This is a genomic window from Yoonia sp. 208BN28-4, from assembly GCF_037543925.1.
Taxonomy (GTDB): Bacteria; Pseudomonadota; Alphaproteobacteria; order Rhodobacterales; family Rhodobacteraceae; genus Yoonia.
In genome coordinates this window covers 1199896-1224625 of record NZ_JBBIFY010000001.1, presented here as the reverse complement: position 1 = coordinate 1224625, position 24730 = coordinate 1199896, and the positions used below count along the sequence as shown (strand labels likewise).

The window sequence follows — 24730 nt, the reverse complement described above, 5'->3', positions numbered from 1 at the left end:
GCATCGCTCCTAGTGGCTGTCGCGCGGTGTGAATTTGCGCGAAATGTCCTGATATTTTTCCGCGCCTTTCAGCGTCATCCCTTCGTCAAACCGTCCGACCAGATTGCGGAAGTATTCCTGCCACGGCGTCTGGTTTTCGGGGAAGGCATATCCGCCTGCCGCTTCCAGCTTGGTCGCGCGGTCAGCCAGTTCATCGAGCGGGACCAGCATATCGGCGGTGCATTTGCGCAGATCAATGCGCACGCGGTCGCCGTTTTGCAAAAGCGCAAGACCGCCGCCGTCTGCGGCCTCGGGTGCGGCATTGAGGATCGACGGGCTGCCGGATGTGCCGGATTGCCGCCCGTCACCGATGCAAGGCAGCGCCTTGATACCTTTTTTGATCAGATAGGATGGCGGGCGCATGTTCACGACCTCCGCGCCGCCCGGATAGCCTTTTGGCCCTGCGCCGCGCATGAACAGGATGCAGTTTTCGTCGATGCCTTCCGCCTCATCATCAATCCGGTGGTGGAAATCCTCTGGCCCGTCAAAGACCACGGCGCGGCCTTCCCACGCATCAGGATCGTCTGGGTTGGACAGGTAGCGGTCACGGAATTCCGCGCTGATCACGCTGGTTTTCATGATCGCGCTGTCGAAAAGGTTGCCAGACAGATTGATGAAACCCGCCTGCTCTAGCAACGGGGCATCGACCGTCTTGATGACGTCGGTATTGGTCGAGCGGCGCGCCGCACAGTTGGCCCCCATGCCCTGCCCGTTCACGGTGATCGCGTCGGGGTGCGGCAAGCGGCCCGCTGCAATCAATTCGGCGACCACGGCAGGCACACCGCCCGCCTGCTGATAATCCTCGCCCAGATATTTGCCCGCCGGTTGCAGGTTCACAAGCAGCGGGACGTCATGGCCAATCTTCTGCCAGTCATCATTTGTCAGTTCCACGCCCAGATGCCGGGCAATGCCATTCAGGTGAATGGGCGCGTTGGTGGAGCCGCCGATCGCGGAGTTGATCACAATGGCGTTCTCGAACGCTTCGCGTGTCATCACATCGGACGGGCGCAGGTCTTCCCAGACCATCTCGACGATGCGCTTGCCTGTTTCATAACTGATCTGGCCACGTTCACGGTAAGGCGCGGGGATGGCAGCGGCACCGGGCAGTTGCATGCCCAGCGCTTCGGCCAGTGAATTCATCGTGGTGGCTGTGCCCATCGTGTTACAATAGCCAACAGACGGGGCAGAGGCGGCGGCGATTTCCATAAATTCGTCGGTGTCAATATTGCCAGCCGCCAGTTCCTCGCGTGCTTTCCAGATCACCGTGCCGGAGCCTGCCCGCTCGCCCTTCCACCAGCCGTTCAGCATCGGGCCGACAGACAGCGCAATCGCGGGGATGTTGACCGTCGCCGCCGCCATCAGCAGCGCGGGCGTGGTTTTATCGCAGCCGATGTTCAGCACAACACCGTCCAATGGGTAGCCGAACAACGTTTCGACCAGCGACAGATAGGCCAAGTTGCGGTCCAGCGATGCCGTGGGGCGTTTGCCGGTTTCCTGAATGGGATGCACGGGCACTTCGATGGGTGTGCCACCTGCCGCGATAATCCCGTCGCGCACGCGCTTGGTCAGTTCAAGATGGTGCCGGTTACAGGGCGACAGATCGCTGCCGGTTTGCGCGATGGCGATAATCGGTTTGCCTGATTGCAGCTCTTCGCGGGTTAGGCCGTAGTTCAGGTAGCGTTCAAGATAAAGCGCCGTCATCTCGGCGTTGTCTTTGTTCATGAACCAGTCGCGTGAGCGCAGGTCGTCGATACCGATCTTTTTGGTCATGCTGTCGCACCTTTCGTCAATGGTCAGTCCGTTTGTTTGGGAAAAGAGAAGTCCGGCAACTGGCCAAATGCCATGCGCAGCGCCTCTCCCCAGCCGTTGGAAACGGTCAGATAATATGGATCATCATCTGTGATCCGGCCCTGTCGGCCAATCACGAATTTATCGCGTTCGTAAGTTACATAATCAAGCGGCAGGCCCACGGACAGGTTGGATTTGATCGTGCTGTCAAAGCTGACCAGCAGCAGTTTGATCGCCTCTTCAAAACCCATCTCGGGGTCATAGGCCCGCACAAGGATCGGCTTGCCGTATTTGGCCTCGCCGATCTGGAAAAACGGATTGTCGTCGCTGGCTTCGATGAAGTTGCCCTCGGGGTAGATCATAAACAGCCGTGGTGGACTGCCTGCGATCTGACCACCCAGAAGAATGGTCGCGCCAAAGGCTGAGGCATCCTGCCCGCCGTCTGCGTTGGCGTTGATCACCTCTTTAAGTGTCTCGCCCACTTCGCGTGCGATCTGGAACATGGATGGCACGGTCAGGATCGACGGATCACGGTCTTCGCGTGCTTTTGTGCGTTCATCCAGTAGACCGATCACAGCTTGCGTTGTGGCCAGATTACCTGCGGTCATCATGGTGATGACGCGATCCCCAGGGATTTCCCAAGTGTGCATTTTCTTGGCGGTGGCGATATTATCCAGACCCGCGTTCGTGCGCGTGTCCGACATGAATACCAGCCCTGTGTTCAGGCGCATGCCTACACAATATGTCATTTTGTTTTTGATCCTACGCGGACGCCTGCGGGGTCATTCCCGGGCGCTCCGCCTTAGACAGACCTACTGCTGCTGGACCTGCAATTCAACGTGCAGTTTTTCATTTCCCTGACCAAATCGCATCCCCGATATTGGTGCGGCCTGATTGTAATCCAAGCCGGTGGCAACCCGCACGTAGCGATCATCGGGGGAATAGCCATTTGACACATCAAACCCGACCCAGCCCAGTTCGGGCAGATGCGCCTCTGCCCATGCGTGCGTTGCGGTTTGATCAATCCGGTCGTTCATCATCAGATAGCCGCTGACGTATCGCGCGGGACAGCCAAGTGCGCGTGCGGCGGCGATAAACACATGGGCATGGTCCTGACAGACACCGTGGCCTGCCGCGATCACATCTTCTGCGCCCAGATCGGATTCAGTCTGATCTGTTGAAAACGGGATTTGCCCGCGGATTTGGTCTGACAAATCGTGCAGACATTGCAGATCGGGGTCGCGCCCCTCGAATGGCACGACCAGCTTACTGATACCCCGCCCCGCAGCGGTCAGCGGCGTTGTGCGCCGAAACAGCCAGAGCGGCACGTGCCCGCCCTGCTTGCCCACGACCCCCGCCTTGTTTTCGACATCGACGATACCCTCGCAGGTCACGGTGATCTGTGTGCCACCGGGAACGACGCTGACCAAATCGACGGCGTTGGCGTGTTCGTCCTCAAAGGCCAGTTCATGTTTGCCGCCGTCAACAGTGACAGCCCAGTTCACAATCTCCTGCCCCGCGCGGGACTTTGGCCGCAGACGCAGTTGTTGCAGCGCATAGCTGACCGGTTGGTCATAGGAATAGACAGTTTGGTGCCGGATGTTCAGACGCATATTCTACTCCACAAACCTGTAATCGCGTTCGATCTGCACACCCAGATTGAAGCTTGCTTGCAAGAACGCCGTGATGAACTCGTGCAGGCCTTGTTCAAATATCTGTTCAATCGATTGGCCCATGAAGGTGTCGCAAATCTCGTGGGCCGTGTCATGGCATGGCATGCGTTCGCCGTAGTCCTGCTCAAGATGGCGCATGTTGTCAGCGATCTTGTTATAGCAAAACGCGAGGCTGCGTGGCAGGCGGCGGTCAAGGATCAGGAACTGCGCAATGTCGCGCGGGTCATAGTCGCCCTCGTGCAGGGTCTGATAGGCCCGCGTGGCCGAGTTGGCGCGCAAGATCGCCTCCCACTGCATATTGTCCGAGATTGACCCCACGTGGGCCACGGATGGCAACAGGATATGATATTTCGCGTCCAAAATCCGTGCCACGCTGTCAGCGCGTTCGTAAAATGTGCCGATACGGGCAAAGTTATAGTTGTCATTGCGCAGCATTGATCCGTGCAACGCGCCACGCACGTAAGCCGCACGTTGTCTTACGATTTGCAGCACCTCTGGCAGGTCGGCGGGTGCAATTGTTTGCTTGGACAGCGCATCAAGTGTCATCCAACATTCGTTGACCGCTTCCCACACCTCTCGGGTCAGGGCAGTGCGCACCAGTTTCGCATTCATCCGCGCGGCTTCGACGGCGCAGATCACACTGCTTGGGTTGTTGCGGTCGCGCAGCATAAAGTCGCACACATCGCGCCCGCGCAGTTTGTCATAGGTGGCGTGATATCCCGGCGCCTGCCCCGTCACTTTCAGGATCGAGGACCATTCGCTATCGGCTTGCGAGCTACGCGTGAGTGAAATCCGCAAACCCGCGTCAATCATCCGCGCGGTGTTCTCGGTCCGCTCCATGTAGCGCATCATCCAGTAAAGGCCGCCTGCTGTTTTTCCTAACATGGCTTAATCCTCCAGCACCCAAGTGTCCTTGGTGCCGCCTCCCTGACTGGAATTGACGACAAGCGATCCTTCGGTCAGCGCAACGCGCGTCAGACCGCCCGGCGTGATGTTCACACCCTTGGGCGAGAAAAGCGCGAAGGGGCGCAGATCAACGTGGCGCGGGGCCAGACCCGCCTTGGTCAGGATGGGCACTGTGGACAGCGCGAGTGTCGGTTGCGCGATATAGCCGTCGGGCTTGGCCACCAGTTTGGCGCGGAAATCCGCGATTTCCTTCTTGCTGGCCGCAGGACCAACCAACATGCCATAGCCGCCCGATCCGTGCACTTCCTTCACGACCAGATCGGCCAGATTATCCAGCACGTATTTCAATGCGTCAGGGTCTGAACACCGGTGGGTCGGCACATTTTTCAGTGTCGCCTCTTCGCCGGTGTAGAACTTCACGATGTCGGGCATGTAGGAATAGATCGCCTTGTCGTCGGCAATTCCGGTGCCCGGCGCATTGGCAATCGTGATGCCGCCTGCGCGATAAACATCCATGATGCCAGGCACGCCCAACATGCTGTCGGGATTGAAATTCAGCGGATCAAGGTAATCGTCATCGACGCGGCGGTAAAGCACATCGATCGCCTTGTACCCGCGCGTGGTTCGCATGCCGATCCGCCCGTCAACGACGCGTAGATCGCTGCCCTCGACCAGTTCGACACCCATCTGGTCAGCCAGAAAAGCGTGCTCGTAATAGGCGGAATTGTGGATGCCGGGTGTGAGGACGGCCACAGTCGCCTTACCGTCACAAGCAGGCGGCGCACAGGCAGCCAGCGAGCGGCGCAATTCGCGCGGATAGTTCGACACGCCGCGCACTTTGATGTCCGAAAAGAGTTCGGGGAACATGTGCAGCATCGTTTCACGATTTTCCAGCATGTAGGACACGCCGGAAGGTGTGCGGGCGTTATCCTCAAGCACGAAAAACTCGTCCTCTCCGGTGCGCACAAGGTCCGTGCCGGTGATATGGGTGTAGATGCCACCGGGCGGTGACACGCCGATCATCTGCTGCAAGAACGCATCGTTCTTGGCGATCATTTCGGCGGGGACAATGCCTGCGCGGATGATTTCTTGCCGGTGATAAATGTCATAGAGGAACGCGTTCAGCGCACGGACACGCTGTTCGATGCCAGCCGACAGCTTGGTCCATTCGCGCGCGGTGATAATCCGCGGGATCAGATCAAAGGGGATCAATCGCTCTGCGGCGTCCGCCTCTCCGTAAACATTAAAGGTGATGCCTGTCAGCCGGAACAGCGCCTCGGCCTGTTCTGACTTGCTGCGCAGGCGGGCCACGTCTTCGTTTTGAAACCAGGCGTGATAGTCTGAAAATGGTGGGCGCGGATGATCCGACATGCCGAACATTTCGTCGAAAAATTGAGTTTGTTTGTTCATTCACTGACCGTAACGGGTCTGTGCTGAATTGCAACGCGATTGAATTCTTCCAGACTAAACGCCTGTCGTGAAAGCACAAAATACGATCACAACGCCCGACTTGCACACAGTTTGCGCACGGTGCACCGTAGCCTGAACGCACATCAGCAAAGGAGCGTCACATGCCACTTAAAACCAGCGCCGCCGCGATGGTGGCCAGCGCCCGCGCCCGTATCACAGAAGTCGCAACAGCGGACGCGATTGCGATGGTGGACGATCCTGATGTGGTCATTGTCGACCTGCGCGACCCACGAGAGCGCGACCGGACCGGCACGATCCCCGGCGCGTTTCACTGTCCGCGCGGGATGGTGGAATTCTGGGTCGATCCCGAAAGCCCGTATTTCAAACCGATCTTTGGAGAAGACAAGACATTCCTGTTTCACTGCGCCTCTGGCTGGCGGTCGGCGCTGACCGTGGCCACGTTGCAGGACATGGGATTTGCCGCGTCACACCTCAAAGACGGGTTTGGCAGTTGGGAAAAGGCAGGCGGACCGATCGTGCCGGTGCCGACCAAATCCTAGCGGATACGCCCCTGCCCGTGTTGCAGGATCGCCGCGTCGCTTGCGCCCAGCATGGGTCGCGCAAAGCCGCCATAGGCCTGCGGATCGCCACGCAAATCGGGCATCCGGCGCAATAGCCTGTCCTGCTCATCGGGTTGCAAACTGGCCAAAGCCGCACTTGCGGGATGGAAGCTTTCGGTGGCGACGCCATTTGCGAAAACGATCTCGTGGCGCGGCAACATCATGTGAATATAGGTGACCTGACGGCGGCTGTGATCGCGCATAATGGTCCGGTCATTGACCAGATCGCGCGCGGCGACCAGCACTTCGTCATGGTTAAACAAGGTGCGCGCCTTTGGGCCACGCAGCACCACACGATGATCCGGCGACACCAAGAGGCCTGCATCCGGCACATCCCGATCCAGCGCACCGGCCCGCAAACGCACCGGGGCCAGATCAGGCACCGCCCGCAATCGCGCACCAGACAACTGCTTTTGCCCCAGCCACAGGATTTCGGCGGCGCCGTTGTCTTGCGTTTGGACCAGATCACCCTCAAGCAAGCTGGCAACATCGCGCGGACCGTCCGGCGTCAGGATCATGGTGCCGGGGGTAAAGCAGATCACACCGCCGGGGGCGGCATCTGGCTCGCGCAAGAGCGACGCTGATGCATCCACCCGCACGATCCACAGATCGGTTGCGCGGGGCGGGATATCGCCCGCAAACATGAGCAGCGGTTTGCGCCCTGCCCCCATGCCCACAAGCGTCACAACCCAGATCCGCAGGCCATCGGTCACGGTGAAGTTCTGTGAAAACAACGGATCAACCGGTTCAGGCTGATCCAAGGCAGATGCATCCGCATCCACAGCCCGTAGCAGGCGGCGCACACTTTGTGCGGCACGGCGGCGTATATCAGCCTCGCCCTTGGCCACTCCGAGTGGCAGAACACCTGCCGGGCCGTCCACGCGCACAGCCTCGCCTGTCCAGCGCCAGTTTCCGCCAGCCGCAAGGTCACGCAATGGACCGGAGCGTTGCCCGTCCAGTTCTGTCTGTGACCATGCAATGACGAACGTGCCGCGAAAGCCCGCCTTCATGCCTCACCTCTGCCTCAAGTTGCCGCGTCATTGGTGCGCAGCGTTATTGACGCCAGCTTAGTGGCAAAGCCGTCTTCCGATCAAGCACAGTCAAGCGGTGCAGCCGGAAAGATCGTCAGAAGTTGAAATTAAGCCGCAGTGACCCCACGACCTGCCCTTCGGGCTGACCTTCAAATTCGGGGCTGAGGTATGTCGCGCCATAGAAGACGGCGGCACTGGGCGAGAATTTGTATTCCACCCCGCCGCGTGCGCGAAACCGCATGTCCTCAAGACCCGCGACACGATCTGCGGGCAGAAAGATGCTGTCGACGACATGGGCCATATCGGCCCCTGCGGTCAGCGCCCAGCCTGTGCCCGCATGCTCGGTTGCGCTGTGCAAATGACCAGTCACCACGTCGCGCAACATCAGATCATTGTGGCCAAAACCGCTAAAGCGCAGATCGCTGCCGATGCGCACAAGTGTCTCTGCCCCCGCATCAAGGGACAGAAAGTTCCGCGCTGACAGACGATCCGACACATGCACTTTGGTCGCGGTTTCAGCGTGCAAGTTCAACGCAAACGCATCACCCAGTTGCTGATCGACAAAAGGCGGCTGCGGCAGGCTGTAACGGTCATGGAAATCGCGCTGAATGTCGGACAGGCCGGTTTGCGGGCCGATCGCCGTCACCTCTGCGCCGAAGGTGTAAAGGCGGTCATTCTCTTGCCAATGGGTCAAGACCCCAAGCGACACGGCACCCGCATAGGGCCTGTCGCCGGGAAAATCCGAACCGCCTGATGGTGCGAAGATGTCAGTGCGCAAGCGGAACTCAAGAATATCGCCAAAGGCCCGTGGTGCCGCCGTATAAGGGCCCGATCCGCGCACATGCGAATAGGTGAAACTGCCCGTGCGCCAGCGGTCACCGCGATCACCGAGAAAATCGTTGGTGAACATGCTGCTGTCGCCCAGATGATCCCGCCCTTGCGCAAAGGCAGGTGCGGCCATCACGGCCGAAAGGCCCAAAGCCATGAACAAGGCGCGCATGAAGGTCCCCTTTGCAACAACGTGTCACGGCCATGATTAATCCTGCACCGCGTTTGCCGCTACAGCTTTGCAGCCGTGGCGTTGATATATCGTGTAGCCGTTCAGGAAATGTCACACCCTGCTTGCGGTTGCGGGGCAAAACAGGTCATCTGACCGCAAGGCAGGTGGGTGATGGCAACGCAAAGAATTCTGGTCGCGGGTGCGGGGATCGTCGGAGTGTCGACAGCGCTTTATCTGCAGCGCGACGGCTTTGATGTTTCTCTGATCGACAAGGTCGGACCAGCGGCGGCGGCGTCTTATGGCAATGCGGGTGTGCTGGCCTCTGGCGCGATTGTGCCTGTTGCGGTGCCGGGCCTGCTGCGCAAGGCGCCACGGATGCTGCTGGACCGTGACGAGCCGTTGTTTCTGCGCTGGTCCTATCTGCCCAAGCTGGCCCGTTTCCTGATCCCGTTTCTGCGCAACGGTCAAGCGGCCAAGGCTATCGCGGGCGATTTACACACCTTGCTGCATGACGCTGTTGACCAACATAAAGCGTTGGCGGCAGGCACGCCGGCTGCGGATTTCATCACGCAAGATGACTGGATTTACGGGTACGCCGATAAAAAGGCCTTTGAGAAAGACAGCTTTGGCTGGTCCGTCCGGCGCGCCCATGGTGTGCCATTCGCGGAGATGACCGCCCAAGAGGTCGCCGCGGCTGAACCCGCTTTGGCAGGGCAATTCGGGTACGGTGTGCGGATGCTGAACCACGGACGTATCACTGATCCGGGCGCGTATGTGACGGCCCTTGCAGATGCGTTTGTCGCCGCTGGCGGAACGCTGAAACAGGCCAACATAACCGATGTCATGCTGCGCGACGGTTACTGCGACGGTCTTGTCGCGGATGGTGCGACGCTGACCGCGGAACAATACATCGTCACGCTTGGCGCGTGGTCAGGCGCGCTGGCGCAAAAGCTGGGCATCACCGTGCCGTTTGATACCGAACGCGGCTATCATCTGGAGTATGTCAACGCCGATGTGAAGCTGAACGGCACGGTCATGCACGCAGCTGGCAAATTCGCGCTGAACCCGATGCCGGGCCGTTTGCGGGCTGCCGGTGTGGTCGAGTTTGGAGGTACGCAAGCTGGCCCTTCCGACGCACCATTTGATCTGCTGCGCAGGCAGGTGGCTGCGACATTCCCCAACATGACATACGACCGGATCGACACGTGGATGGGACACAGGCCCAGCACATCCGACAGCTTGCCAGTGATCGGCCACGCGCCCAAGGCCGCCAATGTTCTGTTGGGCTATGGCCACCAACATATCGGGCTGACCGCTGGCCCGAAAACAGGCCGTTGGCTGGCACAACTGGTCGCTGGGCGCGCACCAAACACCGATCTGGGTGCCTACAGCCCTGATCGCAGCGGGCGCAGATCATCAAAGGATGCAATATCATGATTATCGGACACATCGGCGCACGCGGCGGCAGCAAAGGCGTGCCGGGCAAGAACTTCAAAGACCTGCATGGCAAACCGCTGATTGACTGGTCGCTGGATCAACTGATTGCGGCGCGGCAGATCGATCATTTTGTTGTCTCGTCCGACGACCCGCAAATCTACGGGCACGGGATCAAGCGCGGCGGGCTGGATATCGGCTTGCGGCCAGCGCATCTTGCGACCGATGCGGCTGGCAAATGGGGAGTCTGGCAGCACGCACTGACCGAGGTTGAAAAGCAGGTCGGTCCTGCCACCGCGTTTCTGGACCTTGATTGCACGTCGCCGCTCCGCGCACAGGAGGATATCGACGCTGCACTGGCGCTTTTTGCCGATCAGTCGCCGGATATGGTCATGTGCGTGTGCGAGGCGCGGGTGAACCCCTATTTCAATTTGCTGGAACCCGATGAGACAGGCGCTCTGCACGTGTCCAAACCCCTGCCCGGCGGTGTCGTGGCACGGCAAGCGGCGCCCAAGGTTTATCAACACGCAACTGGCACCTATGTGGTGGCCCCCGATTACCTGAAACGGTCCGCCAGTCTGTTTGAAGGGCGCGTCATCGCCTGCGAAGTTGATGCGGATCGCGGCCATGACATCGACAGCCCGACAGATTTCGAAGTGGTGAAAGTGCTGATGGCGCAAAAACTGGGGCTGTAGCGCCTACCAGCCCTGCCAGATCTTTTCAGCCTGCCTGCGTGACTTGTAATCTGCATAGACAGCCGCGCTATCATATTCAGTTGCCACCCAATCGCGCAGCGCAATGCCGGTTTCGGCACGCCGTGCGAGATAGGCGTTCAACACAAAGTCCAGAATACCCGTCTTGGATTTGCGGATGTGGATGTAGCGAAAGCTCAGGTGTTTGCGCGCCTCGGCATCACTGACGTTATGTTTGTCCAACAGGTAAAAAGCAGACGCAATTCCAGTGCGGTCCGCGCCCGATTTGCAGTGCATCAGGAACGGCTTTTCAATCGTATCAAAGGCCGCGAACAGTTCTTGCAATGTCTCGCGGGTGGGCACGACCCGTGCGCCCATAGGCACCACGTGCAGCGCCATGCCCAGCGATTTCAGGCTTTCCACCTCGAACAGGTAATGCGCCCGATTGCCCGGCCCGCGCAGGTTCAGGACCGATTTGATCCCTATGTCGCGATAGGCCTCGAACCGTGCATGATGCGGGTGGTTAGACCGGTAGACACCGGGTGCAATTTCTTCAAAGTTGCGCCACCAGTATCGCAGAATGCCATGATCGACCCACAGGTAATGCCGCCAAGACCGCGCCCGTTCGGCCGGTGTGGAAATATCATTACCAAAGGAGTGGCGGTAATCCCGCTCCCATTGTTTGAATCGATTGTAGAACCCGCGCAGCATTTGCAGGCACTTAGTCCATCACCCGCCCGCTGACAACAAAGCCCAAGCGTTTGCCCCTGCGTCGGAAACCCCCTAAACCCGAACCAAACCGCAATAAGGGGCACGTCATGGAAATCGCAGGTCGCAAAATCGGGCCGAAAGAGCCGCCGCTGGTCATCGCAGAGATCGGGATCAACCATGGCGGCGATCTGGCCGTTGCCAAAGAGATGGTCCGCCTTGCTGCTGGTGCGGGCTGCGAGATGATCAAGCACCAGACGCATATCATCTCTGACGAGATGACCGACGAGGCCAAACAGATTTTCCCGCCCAATGCCGATGTGTCGATCTGGGAGGTGATGGAACGCTGCGCCCTGTCGCTTGAGGATGAGGCCGAGCTGAAGCGCTATACCGAAAGCCTTGGCATCATCTGGATTTCAACGCCGTTTTCGCGGGCTGCCGCCGATTTTCTGGAAACACTCGACGTGCCCGCCTACAAGATCGGATCGGGCGAAGCTGATAACCTGCCGCTCATCCGGCACATCGCGCGCAAGGGCAAGCCGGTGATCATGTCCACGGGTATGCAAACGATTGAGACGATCCGCGCGTCGGTGCAAATTCTTGAGGACGCAGGTGTGGACTATGCGTTGATGGAATGTACAAACCTCTATCCATCCCCGCCAGAGATCGTGTCGTTGCAGGGCGTGACAGACTTGAAAAACGCGTTTCCGAATGCAGTCGTCGGCTTCTCGGACCACTCCATCGGGCCGGAGATGGCGCTGGCGTCCGTGGCGCTTGGGGCGTGTATCCTTGAGCGGCACTATACCGACACACGTTACCGCGTGGGGCCGGATATCATCAACTCGATGGACCCGTCAGAGCTGCGCCACATCATTGATCGCAGCCGCGAGATTCACACAGCCCTGCACAACCCGAAAGCCCGCACGGATGCCGAGGGACCCGTCTATGCGTTTGCCCGCGCATCTGTCGTGGCTGATCGTGATCTGCCAGACGGGCATGTGATCACAGAGGCCGACATCTGGGCCCGCCGCCCCGGTTCGGGCGAAATTGCGGGCTATGAGTTTGACAAAGTGGTTGGCAAAACGCTGACACGGGCTGTCACGCGCAACACGCAGCTGAAGTGGTCCGATCTGAAATGACGCTGACGCGCGCGGACATAGGCGTCTTGCTGATCAATCTGGACCGTGACACGGACAGGCGTGCTGCAATGGAAGCGCAGCTTGACGGGCTGGGCCTGCCTTATACCCGCTTTGCCGCGATTTACGGCAAGGATCATATCGACGAGTTATCCAAGCGCGCCGATGCCGACGCTTACGCCCGCAACATGGGCAGCCCGCTGATCCCTGGAAAAATGGGTTGTTATGCGAGCCACGTCGCTGTGTGGGAGGCGTTTCTGGCCTCTGACCACGACGTTGCGCTAATCCTTGAGGACGACGTGGTATTCCACGATGATTTTCTAGAAAGCCTTGATGTCGCGCTTGCCAATGCCGAAAAGTGGGACACGATCCGGTTCAACTGCATCCGCGCAAAACTGCCCGTCCGGCAGGCCAAACTGGGGCGCTATGATCTGAATGCCTATATCGGACCGTTCACCGGCAATGCGGCCTATTTGCTGAAACGGGACGTAGCGCAGCGCATCCTGCCAAACATCTGGCCGCAGACCCGCGCGTTTGACCACGAATTGAACCGCTTTTTCCGGCACGATTTCCGGCAGATGGGGCTTGAGCCGTTCTCAAGCCACCCCGACGATGGAGGTGACAGCTCGATCACTGGCACGGGCTTTGCGCTGGTCGAAAAGTTCAAGTGGTACAAGCGTTTGCCGCACTATCGCCTGAAGGCCGCCAATTATTTCCGCAGGTTCTTCTATCTCGCCCGCAACGGCATGTGGCCCGGCAGACGCGGCTAGGGCTTGGGCCGTTTCACCTGCATGATATCCGCCCCGTGATGGGCCATGAGCGCTGCGAAGTCGCCTGCTTTGGCGATATGCTGGATGAACCAACCAACAAAGCCGCGGCGCGACATATCAGGTGCCGGATTGGCTACAGCAACATCAGGGAAATGCGTGCGAAGGAACCGGACAGCTGTCGCGCGATAGCGGGCTGGCAACTCACCCTTGTGATCGGCCCAAGGTTTTACCACGCCGATAAAATGCACGATCTGCGTGTCGATCACGTGTTCAAACATCGGGCGCACAATGGCCCATTGCCAGTTCCACGCTGGATGAAGTGCGATCCAATTGTCAGCCAAGGCGAGATTTAGCAGCGTCTGGTCAAAATGGATTTTTGCCGGATCATGATCGCCCGCGATACGGATGCAGGCCGCGCGCACCTCCTGCGCCTCGAAAGCCGCACAGTCGATCAGCATCACGCCGGAATTGAAATACGGCCCCGTGACGCCCAGCGCCGCCTGATCCTTTGTCGGCTTACCGGGCCGCTTCCACTTCACGCTGTCGGATACTGCGGCAACGGGACGATCACCAAGCGGCAGATCAAACACAGCGCCAAGCTCATCGCCAGCCACAATGATATCGCAATCAAGATAGAGAATACGATCGTAATCCCCGCCCAGCGCATCGGGCAAAGCCAGCCGCAGATAGGCCGCGATTGAAAACCGGTCATTCACCGGCAGGCCAGCAAAGGCGTCGCCCACATCAATCTGGCAGAACCGCACGCCCATGTCTTGCAGCACCGGTGGCAGCACCAGCGCGTCAAGCGACGTGATACAAAGATCAAACGCGCGATCCGGGTTGCGCTGCACCAGCGTGTGCAATGTCAGCGCGGCATAGGGCAGATATTTCGCATCACAGCACAGGACGACAGCCTGACGATGTGTGGCGGCGCGGGTCTGGGACAGCACGGAAATCGTCACGGCTCAACCTCTTTGCTTTTGTCTGCGCCTAGCATGTCTTATGACCATTGCCAAAGACAACGAAGGTTGATGCGGCCACATGCCCAAATCCATTCTATTCGTCACCGGCACCCGCGCCGACTTTGGCAAACTGGAACCGCTTGCGATTGCTGCGCGGGATGCAGGCCACGATGTGTCTTTCTTTGTGACCGGCATGCATATGCTGGCGCGTTATGGCCTGACGAAAATCGAAGTGCACCGCCTTCCGGGCGTGTCCGTGTTCGAGTTTCTGAACCAGCGTATCGGTGATCCGCAGGACACGATCCTTGCCAAGACCGTCACCGGATTTTCCGATTACGTGAAAGAGGCGCAGCCCGATCTGGTGGTGATCCACGGTGACCGGGTCGAGGCACTGGCCGCCGCGCTGGTCTGTGCGACCAACTACATCCGCTCTGCCCATATCGAAGGGGGCGAAGTGTCCGGCACGATTGACGAAGTTTACCGCCACTGTAATTCCAAACTGTGCAGCCATCATTTTGTCAGTTCTGACGATGCTGCCAAACGGGTGATGGCGCTGGGCGAGGATGCCGCAACGGTGCATGTCATCGGCTCGCCCGAGCTTGATTTCCACGCGCGGCCCTCTGGCGTGACGATGGATGACGTGCGTGCGCGGTACGACATTCCGTTTGATGAATTTGGCATCTGCGTTTTTCATCCTGTCACGTCCGAACGTGACACCATGGGCCAGCAGGCCAAGGACCTTTTTGACGCGCTCAAGGCGTCAGGCAGATCGTTCGTCGTTATCGCGCCCAACAATGATCCGGGGTCGGACGGCATCTTTGCGCAGATCGAGACGCTGCCAGCCGACAGGTTCCGCGTGCTGCCCTCCATGCGGTTTGCGCATTTTTCCGAACTGATGAAGAACGCGGCTTGCATGGTCGGCAATTCGTCGGCGGGCGTGCGCGAGGCACCGTTTGTGGGCCTGCCGTCACTGGATATCGGGACACGGCAATCCAATCGTGGCAAGGCCGTATCCATCCATGCAGCGCAAGCCAGCGACGCGGAGGCCATCGCCGCATTCCTCAAATCGCAGTGGGGCCAATCAGCGGCGCCCGATACAGGATTTGGCGCTGGATCAGCAGCCGAACGGTTTGCGGCCATTCTGCAAGATGCGTCCTTCTGGGGCGGATCACTGCAAAAGTCGTTCCATGACGCAGACTGATCTGTCGCTTGGCCTGCGCACCTATTTGCAAGCGGCGCGCGCCATCCCCCTCATCGCGCCTTTGGTGTTGCGGCGCAGGAAAGCCAAGGGCAAAGAACTCCCTGATCGCTGGCGCGAGAAAATGGCCAAACCATCCAAGGCGCGTCCTGATGGGACGCTGATCTGGCTGCATGCGGTCGGATTGGGCGAGGTGCTGGCCCTGCGCGGTTTGATCACGCAGATGGCAGACTTCGCACCCGATGCGTCCTTTCTGGTGACATCGACCACAGCCAAAGGCGCGCAAGCTATCGCGGCCAACTTGCCGCCGCGCACCCTGCATCAATTCCTGCCGCTCGACGCACCATCCTATTGCGCGCGGTTTCTGGACCACTGGAAGCCCGACCTTTGCGTCTGGACCGATCAGGATTTGTGGCCCGCCATGGCCGTGGCCGTTGCAGACCGCGCTATTCCACAGGCGATTGTGGCCGCACGGATGGACGCAGCATCACATCAAAAACGCAAACGCGCGGAAAAGCTTTATCGGGCAGTCTATGACCGCATGGCACTGATCGACGCGCAAGATGAAGCGACGCGCGATCATCTGACTGATCTGGGTGCAACAGATGTGCAGGTGCGCGGCAGCCTGAAACCTACCGCCCCGCCGTTGCTGTGCAATCCGGACGATCTGGAAAAGGTGCAATCTGCTGTCGGGCGGCGGTTTGTCTGGATCACAGCGCCGTCCCATCCGGCAGACGAAGCGATTGCACGTGAAGCCCACAAAATGGTGCTGGAGCGGCGACCGGATGCGCTGTTAATCATATCGCCCCGCCATGTTGATCGCGTACTTGATCTGCCACCAGACACGCCGCGCTGGTCTGACGGCGATGTGCCTCGCCCCGACCAGTCGCTGTGGCTGGCCGATACAACTGGTGAGCTGGGCCTTTTTTATCGCATCACCCATTGCGCGCTGATCGGGGGCACGCATGACGACACCGAGGGGCATAACCCGTGGGAGGCGATTGCCCTGAACACTGCCGTATTGCATGGTCCTCGTACTGCCAATTTCACAAACGACTATGCGCGGTTGGACCGCGAACATGCCGCGATTTCCGTCACATCTGCCAAATCACTGGCGGCCTATCTTTGCGCTGACCTGACCGCAAACAGGGTCAACGCGCTTGAGGTATTGCAGACCTATCATGCCAACGTCGCAGCGATTGCAGCGGACTTGCTGGCCTTGACATGTGCCGCAGATGACTGAATTCCCGACACGCCGCCTGCGTTGGTTTTATCCGCTCTACACGCTTCTCTGGGTGATTATCCTGCCATTTGCGCTGGCTTACCTGTGGTGGCGTGGCCGCAAAGATCCGCTTTACAGCGCCCATCTTGGCGAACGGTTCGGCAGCTACGACAGCCATCTGCGCGATGCGATCTGGGTGCATGGCGTGTCCTTGGGCGAGCTACGCTCGGCTGTGCCGTTGATCCGGCTCTTGCTTGACGACGGGGAGATGGTTGTCACCACCCATTTCACCCCGACCGGACGCCGCGAAGCGCAGAGGTCCTTTGCCAAAGAGATTGCTGACGGACGGCTGCAAGCGGTCTGGATACCGCTCGAATTTCAATGGTGCTTTGTTCGATTTTTCCAAGCCTTTCGCCCCAAATACGGGCTGGTCATGGAGATCGAAATCTGGCCCACGATGATCCGTGCGGCCCATAAACACGGCATCCCGCTTTGCGTCTGCAACGCACAATATCCGCGCAAGTCCTTTGAGCGTGACAGGCAACGCTCGCGATGGCGGTTTGATCTGATGGCCGGTTTTGCGGGCGGTTTCGTCAAATCAGACCTGCAGCGCGACCGTTTTGCCGAAGCGGGGATGCGCAATATTCACGTCACCGGTGAACTGCGCTTTGATCAGGCCATTCCGCGCGATCACGTGCTGGCGGGTGAGGCGCTGAAAAAGACAATCGCACGGCGCACGATCACGATCACCAGCGTGGTCGCTGGCGAGGATGAGACTTTCATCCCGATGATCGCTGCCCTGCAAGGCCCCGATGCGCCGCTATTTATTTACGTGCCACGCGCACCGGAGCGTTTTGACGAGACATATATCCGCCTCACCGATGCGGGATTGAAGGTGAAACGTCGCAGCACCGACCTGCCTGCCGACCTTGGCGCAGCGACGATCATTGATGCCGATGTCCTTCTTGGTGACAGCATGGGTGAGATGTATTTCTATCTTGCCCTGTGTGATCAGGCGGTCATAGGCGGCAGCTTTGTCCCAAAGGGCGCACATAACATCTCGGAGCCGCTCGCGCTGTCCAAGCCGGTGGTGTGCGGCCCGCACACATGGACCATCGAGTTTCCATTTGTCGAGGCATTGGCCGCTGGTGCAGCCGCGCAGGTGGATGATGCGGACGCGCTGACCCAATATCTGCGCAGCGGCAAGACACCCTCGGCGCACACTGTCAGCAGTTTTTTCGCCACGCAGGAAGGCGCTGTTGACCGGACCTATCAGGCGATCAAGGTCGCGACAGCTACGGTGCCTGCGAAAAACTGATCCGGAATACGGTCTGCGGCGCATCATCCAGCGTGATGCGCGCGCCTTTGGCTGCCAGAAGCCGCTCAACAATTGCCAGCCCCATACCGGTGCCGCCGCCCTCTCGCCTTGTGGTGAAGTAGGGATCAAAGATGCGGGCGCGATTGCCTGCGGAAATACCGCTGCCATTGTCCGCCACCGAAAGCGTGTCACCGGTGATACCCAGTGTCACCCGTGTCGCGCCGTGTTCCTCTGCGTTCACAATCAGATGCGTCAAAACCGTAGTCGCCAGATCAGCCGAAAGCGGGATCGTGCCATCCTCGGCCACGGTTGCAACGGCTGGCAAAGCCAGATCGGACAGCCTGCATTCGCCGTCCGGCATCAGGTCTTGCGCCTTGGCCAACGCCCTTTGCGCGTCAAGCAGTGCTGAAATGCGGGCCACGGCATCATTGACGCGTGACAGCAGCTTGGCGCGTTCGACATCCGGCAGGTCGCCATCTGACAGCAGTTCGGCGGCACCGCGGATCACCGTCAGCGGCGATTTCAGTTCGTGGGTGACGTGATCGGCGTAGGTGCGCAGCACCGTTTCGCGGGTTTGCAGTGCATCGCTCATTTGCAGGATCGCGCCACCAAGCCCACGCATTTCGCGTGTGCCGTAATGATCCAGCGCACCCGTTCCGCCCTGCCCCGCGCGCACCTGATCGGCGTGCTGGGCCAGCGCACTGATCGGGCGCAGCAAAATGCGCCACAATACCCAACCGACGTAGGCTGCAATCACAACCACACAGAGGCTGACCACGATGACAGCCTCTTGGTAGCCGATGACGGGGAAAAGATACCGCACCGCGACAATCCCGGCGACAGGCAGGCATAGCACAACGCCAATCGTGCAGGCCAGCACCAGCGCCAGCGGCGGGCGCCATTTGCGTGTTATGCCGCCTTGCATGCGCCCATCCGGATGCCGACGCCATGCACCGTTTCAATCGCATCGACACAGCCTGCCTGAGACAGCTTGGCCCGCAAATTGCGCAGGTGGCTGTCCATTGTGCGGTCGCTGACGTGAATGTTCGTGCCATAGATCGCGTCAACCAGCTGCGGACGTGACATCACATGTTCGGGCCGCTGCATCAGTTTGGATAGCAGGTCCATCTCGCGGGCGGTCAGTGTCACCGGTTCATCGGCAATCAGGCAAGCATGGCGATCAGGGTCAAGCGTCAGAACACCGCGCCGGAGCGCCTTTGTCGTGACTGTGCCAGGTGCCGTGCGTTTGAGAATAGCGCGCACCCGCGCAACCAGTTCGCGGGGTGAAAACGGCTTGGCCACATAGTCGTCAGCACCCAGTTCAAGCCCGACCACACGGTCAATCTCGTCTCCCTGTGCCGTCAGGAAAAGGATCGGCACATCGCTGTCGCGGCGGACGGCACGGCACACATCAAGCCCGTCCATTTCGGGCATGCCGATATCAAGGATGATCATGTCGGGCATTGCGCGGCGGACCTCGTCGACCGCAGCTTGCCCGTCGCCAACTTCTGTCACGCCAAAGCCTGCCTGCACAAGGCCAATCCGCAAAATATCGCGAATTTGCGGGTCATCGTCTGCGATCAGAATATGGTGGCTCATGCCTTTGCCCCTTTTGGTTGGGGTGAAGGTATGCGCGGGGCGGGTGCGCAATCAAGCCACCAGCCGTCTTTACGTAAACTCTCTGGTACGCCACGGATCACAAGGTTTTTCATCTGTCCCACTCCTTTTGTTGAGATGACAGATGCCAAAACGGTTGCGCAGGCCCGCCTGCATGTTTGTGCAGTTTTTGTGCAGAAAGCCTTAACCGGCAATCGCGGCGCGGATGGCCTTCATGTTTTCGCCATATGGCGCAGGGTTCTGAACCGATCCGCCACGGAACACGGCAGAGCCTGCGACGAGCACATCGGCCCCTGCCGCCGCAACCAGTGGCGCCGTCGTTGGATCAACACCGCCGTCGATTTCGATATGGATAGGGCGATCACCGATCATGTCGCGCAGACTGCGGACCTTGGCGGTCATATCGATAAACTTTTGACCGCCAAAACCGGGGTTCACGGTCATGACACAGACCAGATCGACCATATCAAGCACATCGGCCACAGCACTTGCCGGAGTGCCGGGGTTCAGCGCAACACCGGCCTTGCAGCCCAGACTGCGGATGTTTTGCAGCGTACGGTGAATGTGCGGACCAGCCTCAACATGGGCAGTAATCACGTCAGCACCCGCATCGGCAAAGCCTTCCAGATACTGATCGACCGGAGAGATCATCAGATGCACGTCCATCACCGTCGTGATATGCGGGCGGATCGCCTTGCAGGTCTGCGCGCCAAAGGTCAGCGCGGGCACAAAATGCCCGTCCATCACATCGACGTGGATCCAATCCGCGCCCTGCGCCTCGACGGCCTCGATCTCGGCCCCGAAATTGGCAAAGTCTGACGCCAGAATGGACGGCGCAATTTTGATGGAACGGTCGAATGTCATGGCGGCAGCCCTCTGGTCATTTGCTTGAGCGGGGCATAGCCTTGGGGCGTGGGTTTGTCACCTTTGTTTGCGCTCACAGGAACTGGCTTTTTGGACAACATCCCACCGATGACGCAGCTGAGGCTTTGCCACAAAGATATTCTGCAAGGCGATGCCATGGCCCAGATCAGCCGCGTCATGCTGACCAACAAGCGGCCCAAAGCGCTGCACGACCATGATTTCTTTGAAGTTTTCTGGGTGCAAAATGGCACGGTGCGGCACCACACGGCAGATGGGTCCGAGACACTGAAAGAAGGCGCTGTGGTCTTCGTCCAGCCCCAGCATACTCACGCCCTACAAGGCAGCGGCGAGGCTGCGATGATCGTGACGGTGACAATACACCCCGCACTAGTGGCGCAGCTTGGTGCGGCACACGAAACCCTTCAGGGCAGTGCGTTTTGGGCCGACACCGATCGTCCCATCATCCAGCAGCGCGACAGTCTGGCGCTGGCCGCACTTAACCGTGCCGCCATCTCATTCGAAGGCTCCCCCGCTGATACGCTGCACACAACCGCTTTTCTGCTGCCGCTCTGCACGGCGCTGATCGAGGACACCGGACTGCCACATGATGCACCCGACTGGCTGCGACACGCCTGCATTGCCGCCCGCGATCCACGCGTTTTCCGGCAAGGCGCGGCGGGATTGGTGGCGCAGACAGGGCGTGCCCATGCGCATGTGACACGGACCCTTAAACGCTACGGTGGCACAACGCCCGCGACCTATATTAATGCCATCCGCATGACCCACGCCGCCCGCGCTCTGATTGGGAGCAGCGACACGCTGGCTGATATCGCCGAAGAGATCGGTATTCCGAACCTGTCGCATTTCCACAAACAGTTCCGCGCCTTTCACGGCCAGTCCCCCGCGCAATTCCGCAGCGCGAAACAACGCAACGTCGCGCAGCCTGAATAACATTTGACCATTTGGTCAAACCTTGCCAAGACAGATGCAAAGTGACACGCTCTCGCGTGACCAAGGAGGGCACCGCTTTGCCAACAGCCACCACCACCGCCACGCAGGCAGCACAATTGCCGCAAGTGCATCTGCCACGAAACGACGGCATGCCGCTTGATCTGGATTGGGTCGCCTCCGTGCAGGCCAATACATCCGCCATCGAACGCCGCGCGGCCACGCTGCCGGGCCGCCGTTCGGTGAAGAAAGACTATCAGGCCGCATGGCTGTGCAAAGCGATCAGCCTGATGGACCTGACCACATTGTCCGGCGATGACACCGAGGCCCGCGTGCGCCGCCTTTGCGCAAAAGCACGCCAGCCAGTATCCCCCGCGATCCTTGAAAAGCTGGACATGGAAGGTCTGACAACGGGTGCGGTCTGCGTCTATCACGACATGGTCGAAACCGCTGTCGCAGCCCTCGACGGCACCAACATTCCCGTTGCCGCCGTGTCCACAGGCTTCCCAGCCGGTTTGTCGCCATTCCACCTGCGCCTGCAGGAAATTCGCGAAAGCGTGGCCGCTGGTGCCAAAGAAATCGACATCGTGATCAGCCGCCGCCACGCCCTGACAGGCAACTGGCAGGCGCTTTACGACGAGATGCGCGAAATGCGCGAGGCCTGCGGCGATGCCCACGTCAAAGCGATCCTCGCAACCGGAGAGCTTGGCACGCTGCGCAACGTCGCCCGCGCGTCGCTCGTTTGCATGATGGCCGGTGCCGATTTCATCAAAACATCGACCGGCAAAGAGCCTGTGAACGCGACCCTGCCCGTCACGCTGACCATGATCCGCGCCATCCGCGCCTATCAGGACCGCACCGGCACGATGGTCGGCTACAAACCCGCTGGCGGGATTTCCAAGGCCAAGGACGCGCTGGTATATCTGGCAATGATCAAGGACGAACTTGGTGACCGCTGGCTGCAACCCGACCTCTTCCGCTTTGGCGCGTCCTCGCTGCTGGGCGATATTGAACGGCAACTCGAACATCACGTGACTGGCGCCTACTCCGCCCAGTGGCGTCACCCGATTGGATAAGAACATGACAGTCAAAGAGATTTTCGAGACGATGGACTACGGTCCGGCACCCGAAAGCGCTGCAGAGGCGCTGCAATGGATCGCCGATAAGGGCGGCATCGCGGGCCACTACATCGACGGCAAATTCGGACCGCTGCGCGATGATTTCCCCTCAACCAACCCGGCAACGGGCGAACGCCTCGCTGGTGTGACCAAAGGCACCGAGGCCGAAGTTGCGACCGCCGTCAAAGCCGCCCGCAAAGCCCAGTCTGCGTGGGCGAAGGACCACCACAAGCGCGCACGTGTGCTTTACGCCATCGCCCGCCAGATGCAAAAGCACAGCCGCCTGCTGGCCGTGATGGAAACGCTTGATAACGGCAAACCCATCCGCGAGGCGCGCGACATCGACGTGCCGCTGGCGATCCGGCATTTCTATCACCACGCTGGATACGCCCAGCTTATGTCCGACGAACTGCCCGACCGCGAGGCATTGGGCGTGTGCGGTCAGATCATCCCGTGGAACTTTCCGCTGCTCATGCTGGCGTGGAAGATCGCGCCTGCCTTGGCGATGGGCAACACGGTCGTGCTGAAACCCGCCGAATACACATCGCTCTCCGCCATGGTGTTTTGCGAGATTTGCACCGCCGCTGGCGTGCCGCCCGGTGTGGTCAATATCGTGACAGGCGACGGCGAAACGGGGGCCGCTTTGGTGGCGGCAGACGTGGACAAAATCGCCTTCACAGGCTCCACCGCCGTGGGCCGCATCATCCGCCAGCAAACCGCTGGATCCGGCAAGGCCCTGTCGCTCGAACTGGGTGGCAAGTCCCCTTACATCGTTTTCGACGACGCTGATCTTGATTCGGCTGTCGAAGGCCTCGTGGACGCAATCTGGTTCAATCAGGGTCAGGTCTGCTGCGCAGGCTCCCGCTTGCTGGTGCACGAAGGCGTCGCGGACCGCTTTTACGCCAAGCTGAAAACCCGCATGAACACCCTGCGCATGGGCAATCCGCTGGACAAGTGCATCGACGTGGGCGCAATCGTGGACCCCGTGCAGCTGGACCAGATCAAGCAGATGGTCGGCGACAATACCGAAGGTGACAACTTCCAGACCGCCGCACCCGAGGGCTGCTTCTACCCGCCTACATTGATCACTGGCCTCTCCCCTGCATCGACACTGATGCAGGAGGAAATCTTTGGTCCGGTCCTTGTCTCCACCACGTTCCGTACCCCTGCGGAAGCGGTCGAGATCGCCAACAATACCCGTTACGGCCTGGCTGCCTCCGTGTGGTCCGAAAACATCAATCTCGCGCTGGATATCGCGCCCAAGCTGGTCAGCGGTATCGTCTGGGTCAACGGCACGAACATGATGGACGCAGCCGCAGGTTTTGGCGGTGTGCGCGAGAGCGGCTTTGGTCGCGAAGGTGGCTGGGAAGGTCTGCAAGGCTACACCAAGCCAAAAGCAGCGCAAAAGCCCGCCAAGCCAATCGCGCCTTACACCAGCGAAGACGGCACGCCTGCCGACCCGCTGGATCGCACTGCCAAGCTTTACATTGGCGGCAAACAAGCGCGTCCCGATGGCGGCTATTCTACACCCGTCTTCAACCCGCGCGGCAAGCTTCTGGGCCACGTGAGCGACGCCAACCGCAAGGATATCCGCAACGCGGTTGAGGCAATGAACGCGGCCAAAGGCTGGGCCAAGACAACCGGCCACCTGCGCGCGCAGATCATCTACTACATTGCCGAAAACCTGAATGCGCGGGCAGATGAATTTGCCGCACGCATCAAATCCATGACCGGCAAATCCGGCACCGCCGAGGTGGACGCGGCCATTCAAACGCTGTTCAGCGCGGCGGCGTGGGCAGACAAATTCGATGGTCAAGTGCACGGTGTCCCGATCCGTGGCGTGGCCTTGGCGATGAAAGAACCAGTGGGCAAAATCGCAGCCCTGTGCGACGACACACCGCTGCTGGGTTTGGTGCAAGCCATGGCCCCCGCCATCGCCATGGGCAACCGGATCACGCTGGTTGCCAGCCATGCGTTTCCGCTGGCCGCTACGGACTTTTATCAGATTCTGGAAACCTCCGACGTGCCTGCAGGCGTGGTGAATATCATCACAGGCGATCCAGCAGCGCTCGCCAGTGACATCGCTAAACACCTCGATCTGGACGCCGTCTGGTCGTTCTCGCCACGTGACTTGGCCGAAACGATTGAGCGTGAAAGCGCGGGCAATCTCAAGCGGACGTGGGTCACCCAGAACCCGACACTGAAAGAAACCCTGCACGCCGCGACCGAGGTCAAAAACGTCTGGATCCCTTACGGCGAATAGGCTTCTTTTGGAT

General features: G+C 59.7%; 23 protein-coding genes. 11 read left to right on the top strand and 12 right to left on the bottom strand.

All coding sequences use genetic code 11. The features are described from left to right. Positions 1 to 9: 9 nt before the first annotated feature. The 5 genes from V8J84_RS06045 to V8J84_RS06025 all read right to left on the bottom strand — a co-directional run bounded on the left by V8J84_RS06045 (position 10) and on the right by V8J84_RS06025 (position 5816). Positions 10 to 1809: an IlvD/Edd family dehydratase gene (locus V8J84_RS06045; protein WP_339929000.1), complete on the bottom strand. Its 1800-nt coding sequence runs from the start codon at positions 1807 to 1809 to the stop codon at positions 10 to 12. Between the two features lie 23 nt (positions 1810 to 1832). Then, complete coding sequence (locus V8J84_RS06040) at positions 1833 to 2576, bottom strand: proteasome-type protease (RefSeq protein WP_339928998.1); 744 nt, start codon at positions 2574 to 2576, stop codon at positions 1833 to 1835. Positions 2577 to 2639: 63 nt separating this feature from the next. Continuing rightward, entirely contained in the window at positions 2640 to 3440 is an 801-nt protein-coding gene (locus V8J84_RS06035; protein ID WP_339928996.1) for a transglutaminase family protein, read from the bottom strand. Between the two features lie 3 nt (positions 3441 to 3443). Next, a complete protein-coding gene (locus V8J84_RS06030; protein WP_339928994.1) occupies positions 3444 to 4385 on the bottom strand; it encodes an alpha-E domain-containing protein in 942 nt (313 codons plus the stop codon). A gap of 3 nt (positions 4386 to 4388) precedes the next feature. Continuing rightward, positions 4389 to 5816: a circularly permuted type 2 ATP-grasp protein gene (locus V8J84_RS06025; RefSeq protein ID WP_339928992.1), complete on the bottom strand. Its 1428-nt coding sequence runs from the start codon at positions 5814 to 5816 to the stop codon at positions 4389 to 4391. Positions 5817 to 5977: 161 nt separating this feature from the next. Here V8J84_RS06025 and V8J84_RS06020 point away from each other — a divergent pair, with 161 nt between their 5' ends. Continuing rightward, on the top strand, positions 5978 to 6376 hold the full coding sequence (locus V8J84_RS06020) for a rhodanese-like domain-containing protein (RefSeq protein WP_339928990.1): 399 nt from the start codon (positions 5978 to 5980) through the stop codon (positions 6374 to 6376). Here the strand turns inward: V8J84_RS06020 and V8J84_RS06015 are convergent. Together V8J84_RS06015 and V8J84_RS06010 are read right to left on the bottom strand one after the other, a co-directional pair. Beyond that, on the bottom strand, positions 6373 to 7446 hold the full coding sequence (locus V8J84_RS06015; RefSeq protein WP_339928988.1) for a Hint domain-containing protein: 1074 nt from the start codon (positions 7444 to 7446) through the stop codon (positions 6373 to 6375). The two genes, V8J84_RS06020 and V8J84_RS06015, sit on opposite strands and share 4 nt — an antisense overlap. Positions 7447 to 7561: 115 nt before the next feature. Further along, positions 7562 to 8467 (bottom strand): lipid A-modifier LpxR family protein, encoded by a 906-nt coding sequence (locus V8J84_RS06010; protein WP_339928986.1) that lies wholly within the window; start codon positions 8465 to 8467, stop codon positions 7562 to 7564. 171 nt (positions 8468 to 8638) lie between these two features. Between V8J84_RS06010 and V8J84_RS06005 the strand changes: the two genes are divergently transcribed. Both V8J84_RS06005 and V8J84_RS06000 read left to right on the top strand, forming a co-directional pair. Beyond that, the gene (locus tag V8J84_RS06005; RefSeq protein WP_339928984.1) at positions 8639 to 9904 is read left to right on the top strand and encodes an NAD(P)/FAD-dependent oxidoreductase; all 1266 of its coding nucleotides are present in this window, start codon (positions 8639 to 8641) and stop codon (positions 9902 to 9904) included. Next, positions 9901 to 10596 (top strand): acylneuraminate cytidylyltransferase family protein, encoded by a 696-nt coding sequence (locus tag V8J84_RS06000; protein WP_339928982.1) that lies wholly within the window; start codon positions 9901 to 9903, stop codon positions 10594 to 10596. Before V8J84_RS06005 ends, V8J84_RS06000 begins: the two co-directional genes overlap by 4 nt. 3 nt (positions 10597 to 10599) lie before the next feature. Here V8J84_RS06000 and V8J84_RS05995 read toward each other — a convergent pair whose 3' ends face one another. Continuing rightward, positions 10600 to 11304: a tyrosine-protein phosphatase gene (locus V8J84_RS05995; protein WP_339928980.1), complete on the bottom strand. Its 705-nt coding sequence runs from the start codon at positions 11302 to 11304 to the stop codon at positions 10600 to 10602. A gap of 107 nt (positions 11305 to 11411) precedes the next feature. Here V8J84_RS05995 and V8J84_RS05990 point away from each other — a divergent pair, with 107 nt between their 5' ends. After that, positions 11412 to 12440: an N-acetylneuraminate synthase family protein gene (locus V8J84_RS05990; protein WP_339928978.1), complete on the top strand. Its 1029-nt coding sequence runs from the start codon at positions 11412 to 11414 to the stop codon at positions 12438 to 12440. Next, positions 12437 to 13207: a glycosyltransferase family 25 protein gene (locus V8J84_RS05985; protein WP_339928976.1), complete on the top strand. Its 771-nt coding sequence runs from the start codon at positions 12437 to 12439 to the stop codon at positions 13205 to 13207. Before V8J84_RS05990 ends, V8J84_RS05985 begins: the two co-directional genes overlap by 4 nt. Here the strand turns inward: V8J84_RS05985 and V8J84_RS05980 are convergent. Then, positions 13204 to 14169 (bottom strand): glycosyltransferase family 8 protein, encoded by a 966-nt coding sequence (locus V8J84_RS05980; protein ID WP_339928974.1) that lies wholly within the window; start codon positions 14167 to 14169, stop codon positions 13204 to 13206. The two genes, V8J84_RS05985 and V8J84_RS05980, sit on opposite strands and share 4 nt — an antisense overlap. Before the next feature lie 79 nt (positions 14170 to 14248). Between V8J84_RS05980 and neuC the strand changes: the two genes are divergently transcribed. From neuC to V8J84_RS05965, 3 genes are read left to right on the top strand one after another with little or no spacing between them, the layout of a single operon-like run. Then, on the top strand, positions 14249 to 15370 hold the full coding sequence (gene neuC / locus V8J84_RS05975; protein ID WP_339928972.1) for a UDP-N-acetylglucosamine 2-epimerase: 1122 nt from the start codon (positions 14249 to 14251) through the stop codon (positions 15368 to 15370). Next, entirely contained in the window at positions 15357 to 16610 is a 1254-nt protein-coding gene (locus V8J84_RS05970) for a 3-deoxy-D-manno-octulosonic acid transferase (RefSeq protein ID WP_339928970.1), read from the top strand. Before neuC ends, V8J84_RS05970 begins: the two co-directional genes overlap by 14 nt. Beyond that, positions 16603 to 17907, top strand: coding sequence for a 3-deoxy-D-manno-octulosonic acid transferase (locus tag V8J84_RS05965; RefSeq protein WP_339928968.1), 1305 nt, complete (start codon positions 16603 to 16605; stop codon positions 17905 to 17907). The genes V8J84_RS05970 and V8J84_RS05965 overlap by 8 nt, the downstream gene beginning before the upstream one ends. Here the strand turns inward: V8J84_RS05965 and V8J84_RS05960 are convergent. The 3 genes from V8J84_RS05960 to rpe all read right to left on the bottom strand — a co-directional run bounded on the left by V8J84_RS05960 (position 17885) and on the right by rpe (position 20388). Beyond that, complete coding sequence (locus V8J84_RS05960) at positions 17885 to 18832, bottom strand: HAMP domain-containing sensor histidine kinase (RefSeq protein WP_339928966.1); 948 nt, start codon at positions 18830 to 18832, stop codon at positions 17885 to 17887. The two genes, V8J84_RS05965 and V8J84_RS05960, sit on opposite strands and share 23 nt — an antisense overlap. Then, positions 18817 to 19506: a response regulator transcription factor gene (locus V8J84_RS05955; protein WP_339928964.1), complete on the bottom strand. Its 690-nt coding sequence runs from the start codon at positions 19504 to 19506 to the stop codon at positions 18817 to 18819. Before V8J84_RS05955 ends, V8J84_RS05960 begins: the two co-directional genes overlap by 16 nt. Before the next feature lie 201 nt (positions 19507 to 19707). Beyond that, the gene (rpe, locus tag V8J84_RS05950; RefSeq protein WP_339928962.1) at positions 19708 to 20388 is read right to left on the bottom strand and encodes a ribulose-phosphate 3-epimerase; all 681 of its coding nucleotides are present in this window, start codon (positions 20386 to 20388) and stop codon (positions 19708 to 19710) included. Between the two features lie 108 nt (positions 20389 to 20496). Between rpe and V8J84_RS05945 the strand changes: the two genes are divergently transcribed. The 3 genes from V8J84_RS05945 (at position 20497) to V8J84_RS05935 (ending at position 24717) form a co-directional block, all read left to right on the top strand. Then, positions 20497 to 21339, top strand: a complete 843-nt coding sequence (locus V8J84_RS05945; RefSeq protein ID WP_339928960.1) for a helix-turn-helix transcriptional regulator — start codon at positions 20497 to 20499, stop codon at positions 21337 to 21339. Between the two features lie 149 nt (positions 21340 to 21488). Next, positions 21489 to 22412 carry a deoxyribose-phosphate aldolase gene (gene deoC, locus V8J84_RS05940; RefSeq protein WP_339929103.1) on the top strand — a complete coding sequence of 308 codons (924 nt, stop codon included), beginning with the start codon at positions 21489 to 21491 and terminating at the stop codon, positions 22410 to 22412. A gap of 4 nt (positions 22413 to 22416) precedes the next feature. Further along, a complete protein-coding gene (locus V8J84_RS05935; RefSeq protein WP_339928958.1) occupies positions 22417 to 24717 on the top strand; it encodes an aldehyde dehydrogenase family protein in 2301 nt (766 codons plus the stop codon). Positions 24718 to 24730: the final 13 nt, after the last annotated feature.

What these genes read in the sequence shown, in the direction of transcription:
- V8J84_RS06045 (WP_339929000.1), bottom strand. Translation starts at nt 1,809, where the DNA reads ATGACCAAAAAGATCGGTATCGACGACCTGCGCTCACGCGACTGGTTC.
- V8J84_RS06040 (WP_339928998.1), bottom strand. Translation starts at nt 2,576, where the DNA reads ATGACATATTGTGTAGGCATGCGCCTGAACACAGGGCTGGTATTCATG.
- V8J84_RS06035 (WP_339928996.1), bottom strand. Translation starts at nt 3,440, where the DNA reads ATGCGTCTGAACATCCGGCACCAAACTGTCTATTCCTATGACCAACCG.
- V8J84_RS06030 (WP_339928994.1), bottom strand. Translation starts at nt 4,385, where the DNA reads ATGTTAGGAAAAACAGCAGGCGGCCTTTACTGGATGATGCGCTACATG.
- V8J84_RS06025 (WP_339928992.1), bottom strand. Translation starts at nt 5,816, where the DNA reads ATGAACAAACAAACTCAATTTTTCGACGAAATGTTCGGCATGTCGGAT.
- V8J84_RS06020 (WP_339928990.1), top strand. Translation starts at nt 5,978, where the DNA reads ATGCCACTTAAAACCAGCGCCGCCGCGATGGTGGCCAGCGCCCGCGCC.
- V8J84_RS06015 (WP_339928988.1), bottom strand. Translation starts at nt 7,446, where the DNA reads ATGAAGGCGGGCTTTCGCGGCACGTTCGTCATTGCATGGTCACAGACA.
- V8J84_RS06010 (WP_339928986.1), bottom strand. Translation starts at nt 8,467, where the DNA reads ATGCGCGCCTTGTTCATGGCTTTGGGCCTTTCGGCCGTGATGGCCGCA.
- V8J84_RS06005 (WP_339928984.1), top strand. Translation starts at nt 8,639, where the DNA reads ATGGCAACGCAAAGAATTCTGGTCGCGGGTGCGGGGATCGTCGGAGTG.
- V8J84_RS06000 (WP_339928982.1), top strand. Translation starts at nt 9,901, where the DNA reads ATGATTATCGGACACATCGGCGCACGCGGCGGCAGCAAAGGCGTGCCG.
- V8J84_RS05995 (WP_339928980.1), bottom strand. Translation starts at nt 11,304, where the DNA reads ATGCTGCGCGGGTTCTACAATCGATTCAAACAATGGGAGCGGGATTAC.
- V8J84_RS05990 (WP_339928978.1), top strand. Translation starts at nt 11,412, where the DNA reads ATGGAAATCGCAGGTCGCAAAATCGGGCCGAAAGAGCCGCCGCTGGTC.
- V8J84_RS05985 (WP_339928976.1), top strand. Translation starts at nt 12,437, where the DNA reads ATGACGCTGACGCGCGCGGACATAGGCGTCTTGCTGATCAATCTGGAC.
- neuC (WP_339928972.1), top strand. Translation starts at nt 14,249, where the DNA reads ATGCCCAAATCCATTCTATTCGTCACCGGCACCCGCGCCGACTTTGGC.
- V8J84_RS05970 (WP_339928970.1), top strand. Translation starts at nt 15,357, where the DNA reads ATGACGCAGACTGATCTGTCGCTTGGCCTGCGCACCTATTTGCAAGCG.
- V8J84_RS05965 (WP_339928968.1), top strand. Translation starts at nt 16,603, where the DNA reads ATGACTGAATTCCCGACACGCCGCCTGCGTTGGTTTTATCCGCTCTAC.
- V8J84_RS05960 (WP_339928966.1), bottom strand. Translation starts at nt 18,832, where the DNA reads ATGCAAGGCGGCATAACACGCAAATGGCGCCCGCCGCTGGCGCTGGTG.
- V8J84_RS05955 (WP_339928964.1), bottom strand. Translation starts at nt 19,506, where the DNA reads ATGAGCCACCATATTCTGATCGCAGACGATGACCCGCAAATTCGCGAT.
- rpe (WP_339928962.1), bottom strand. Translation starts at nt 20,388, where the DNA reads ATGACATTCGACCGTTCCATCAAAATTGCGCCGTCCATTCTGGCGTCA.
- V8J84_RS05945 (WP_339928960.1), top strand. Translation starts at nt 20,497, where the DNA reads ATGACGCAGCTGAGGCTTTGCCACAAAGATATTCTGCAAGGCGATGCC.
- deoC (WP_339929103.1), top strand. Translation starts at nt 21,489, where the DNA reads ATGCCGCTTGATCTGGATTGGGTCGCCTCCGTGCAGGCCAATACATCC.
- V8J84_RS05935 (WP_339928958.1), top strand. Translation starts at nt 22,417, where the DNA reads ATGACAGTCAAAGAGATTTTCGAGACGATGGACTACGGTCCGGCACCC.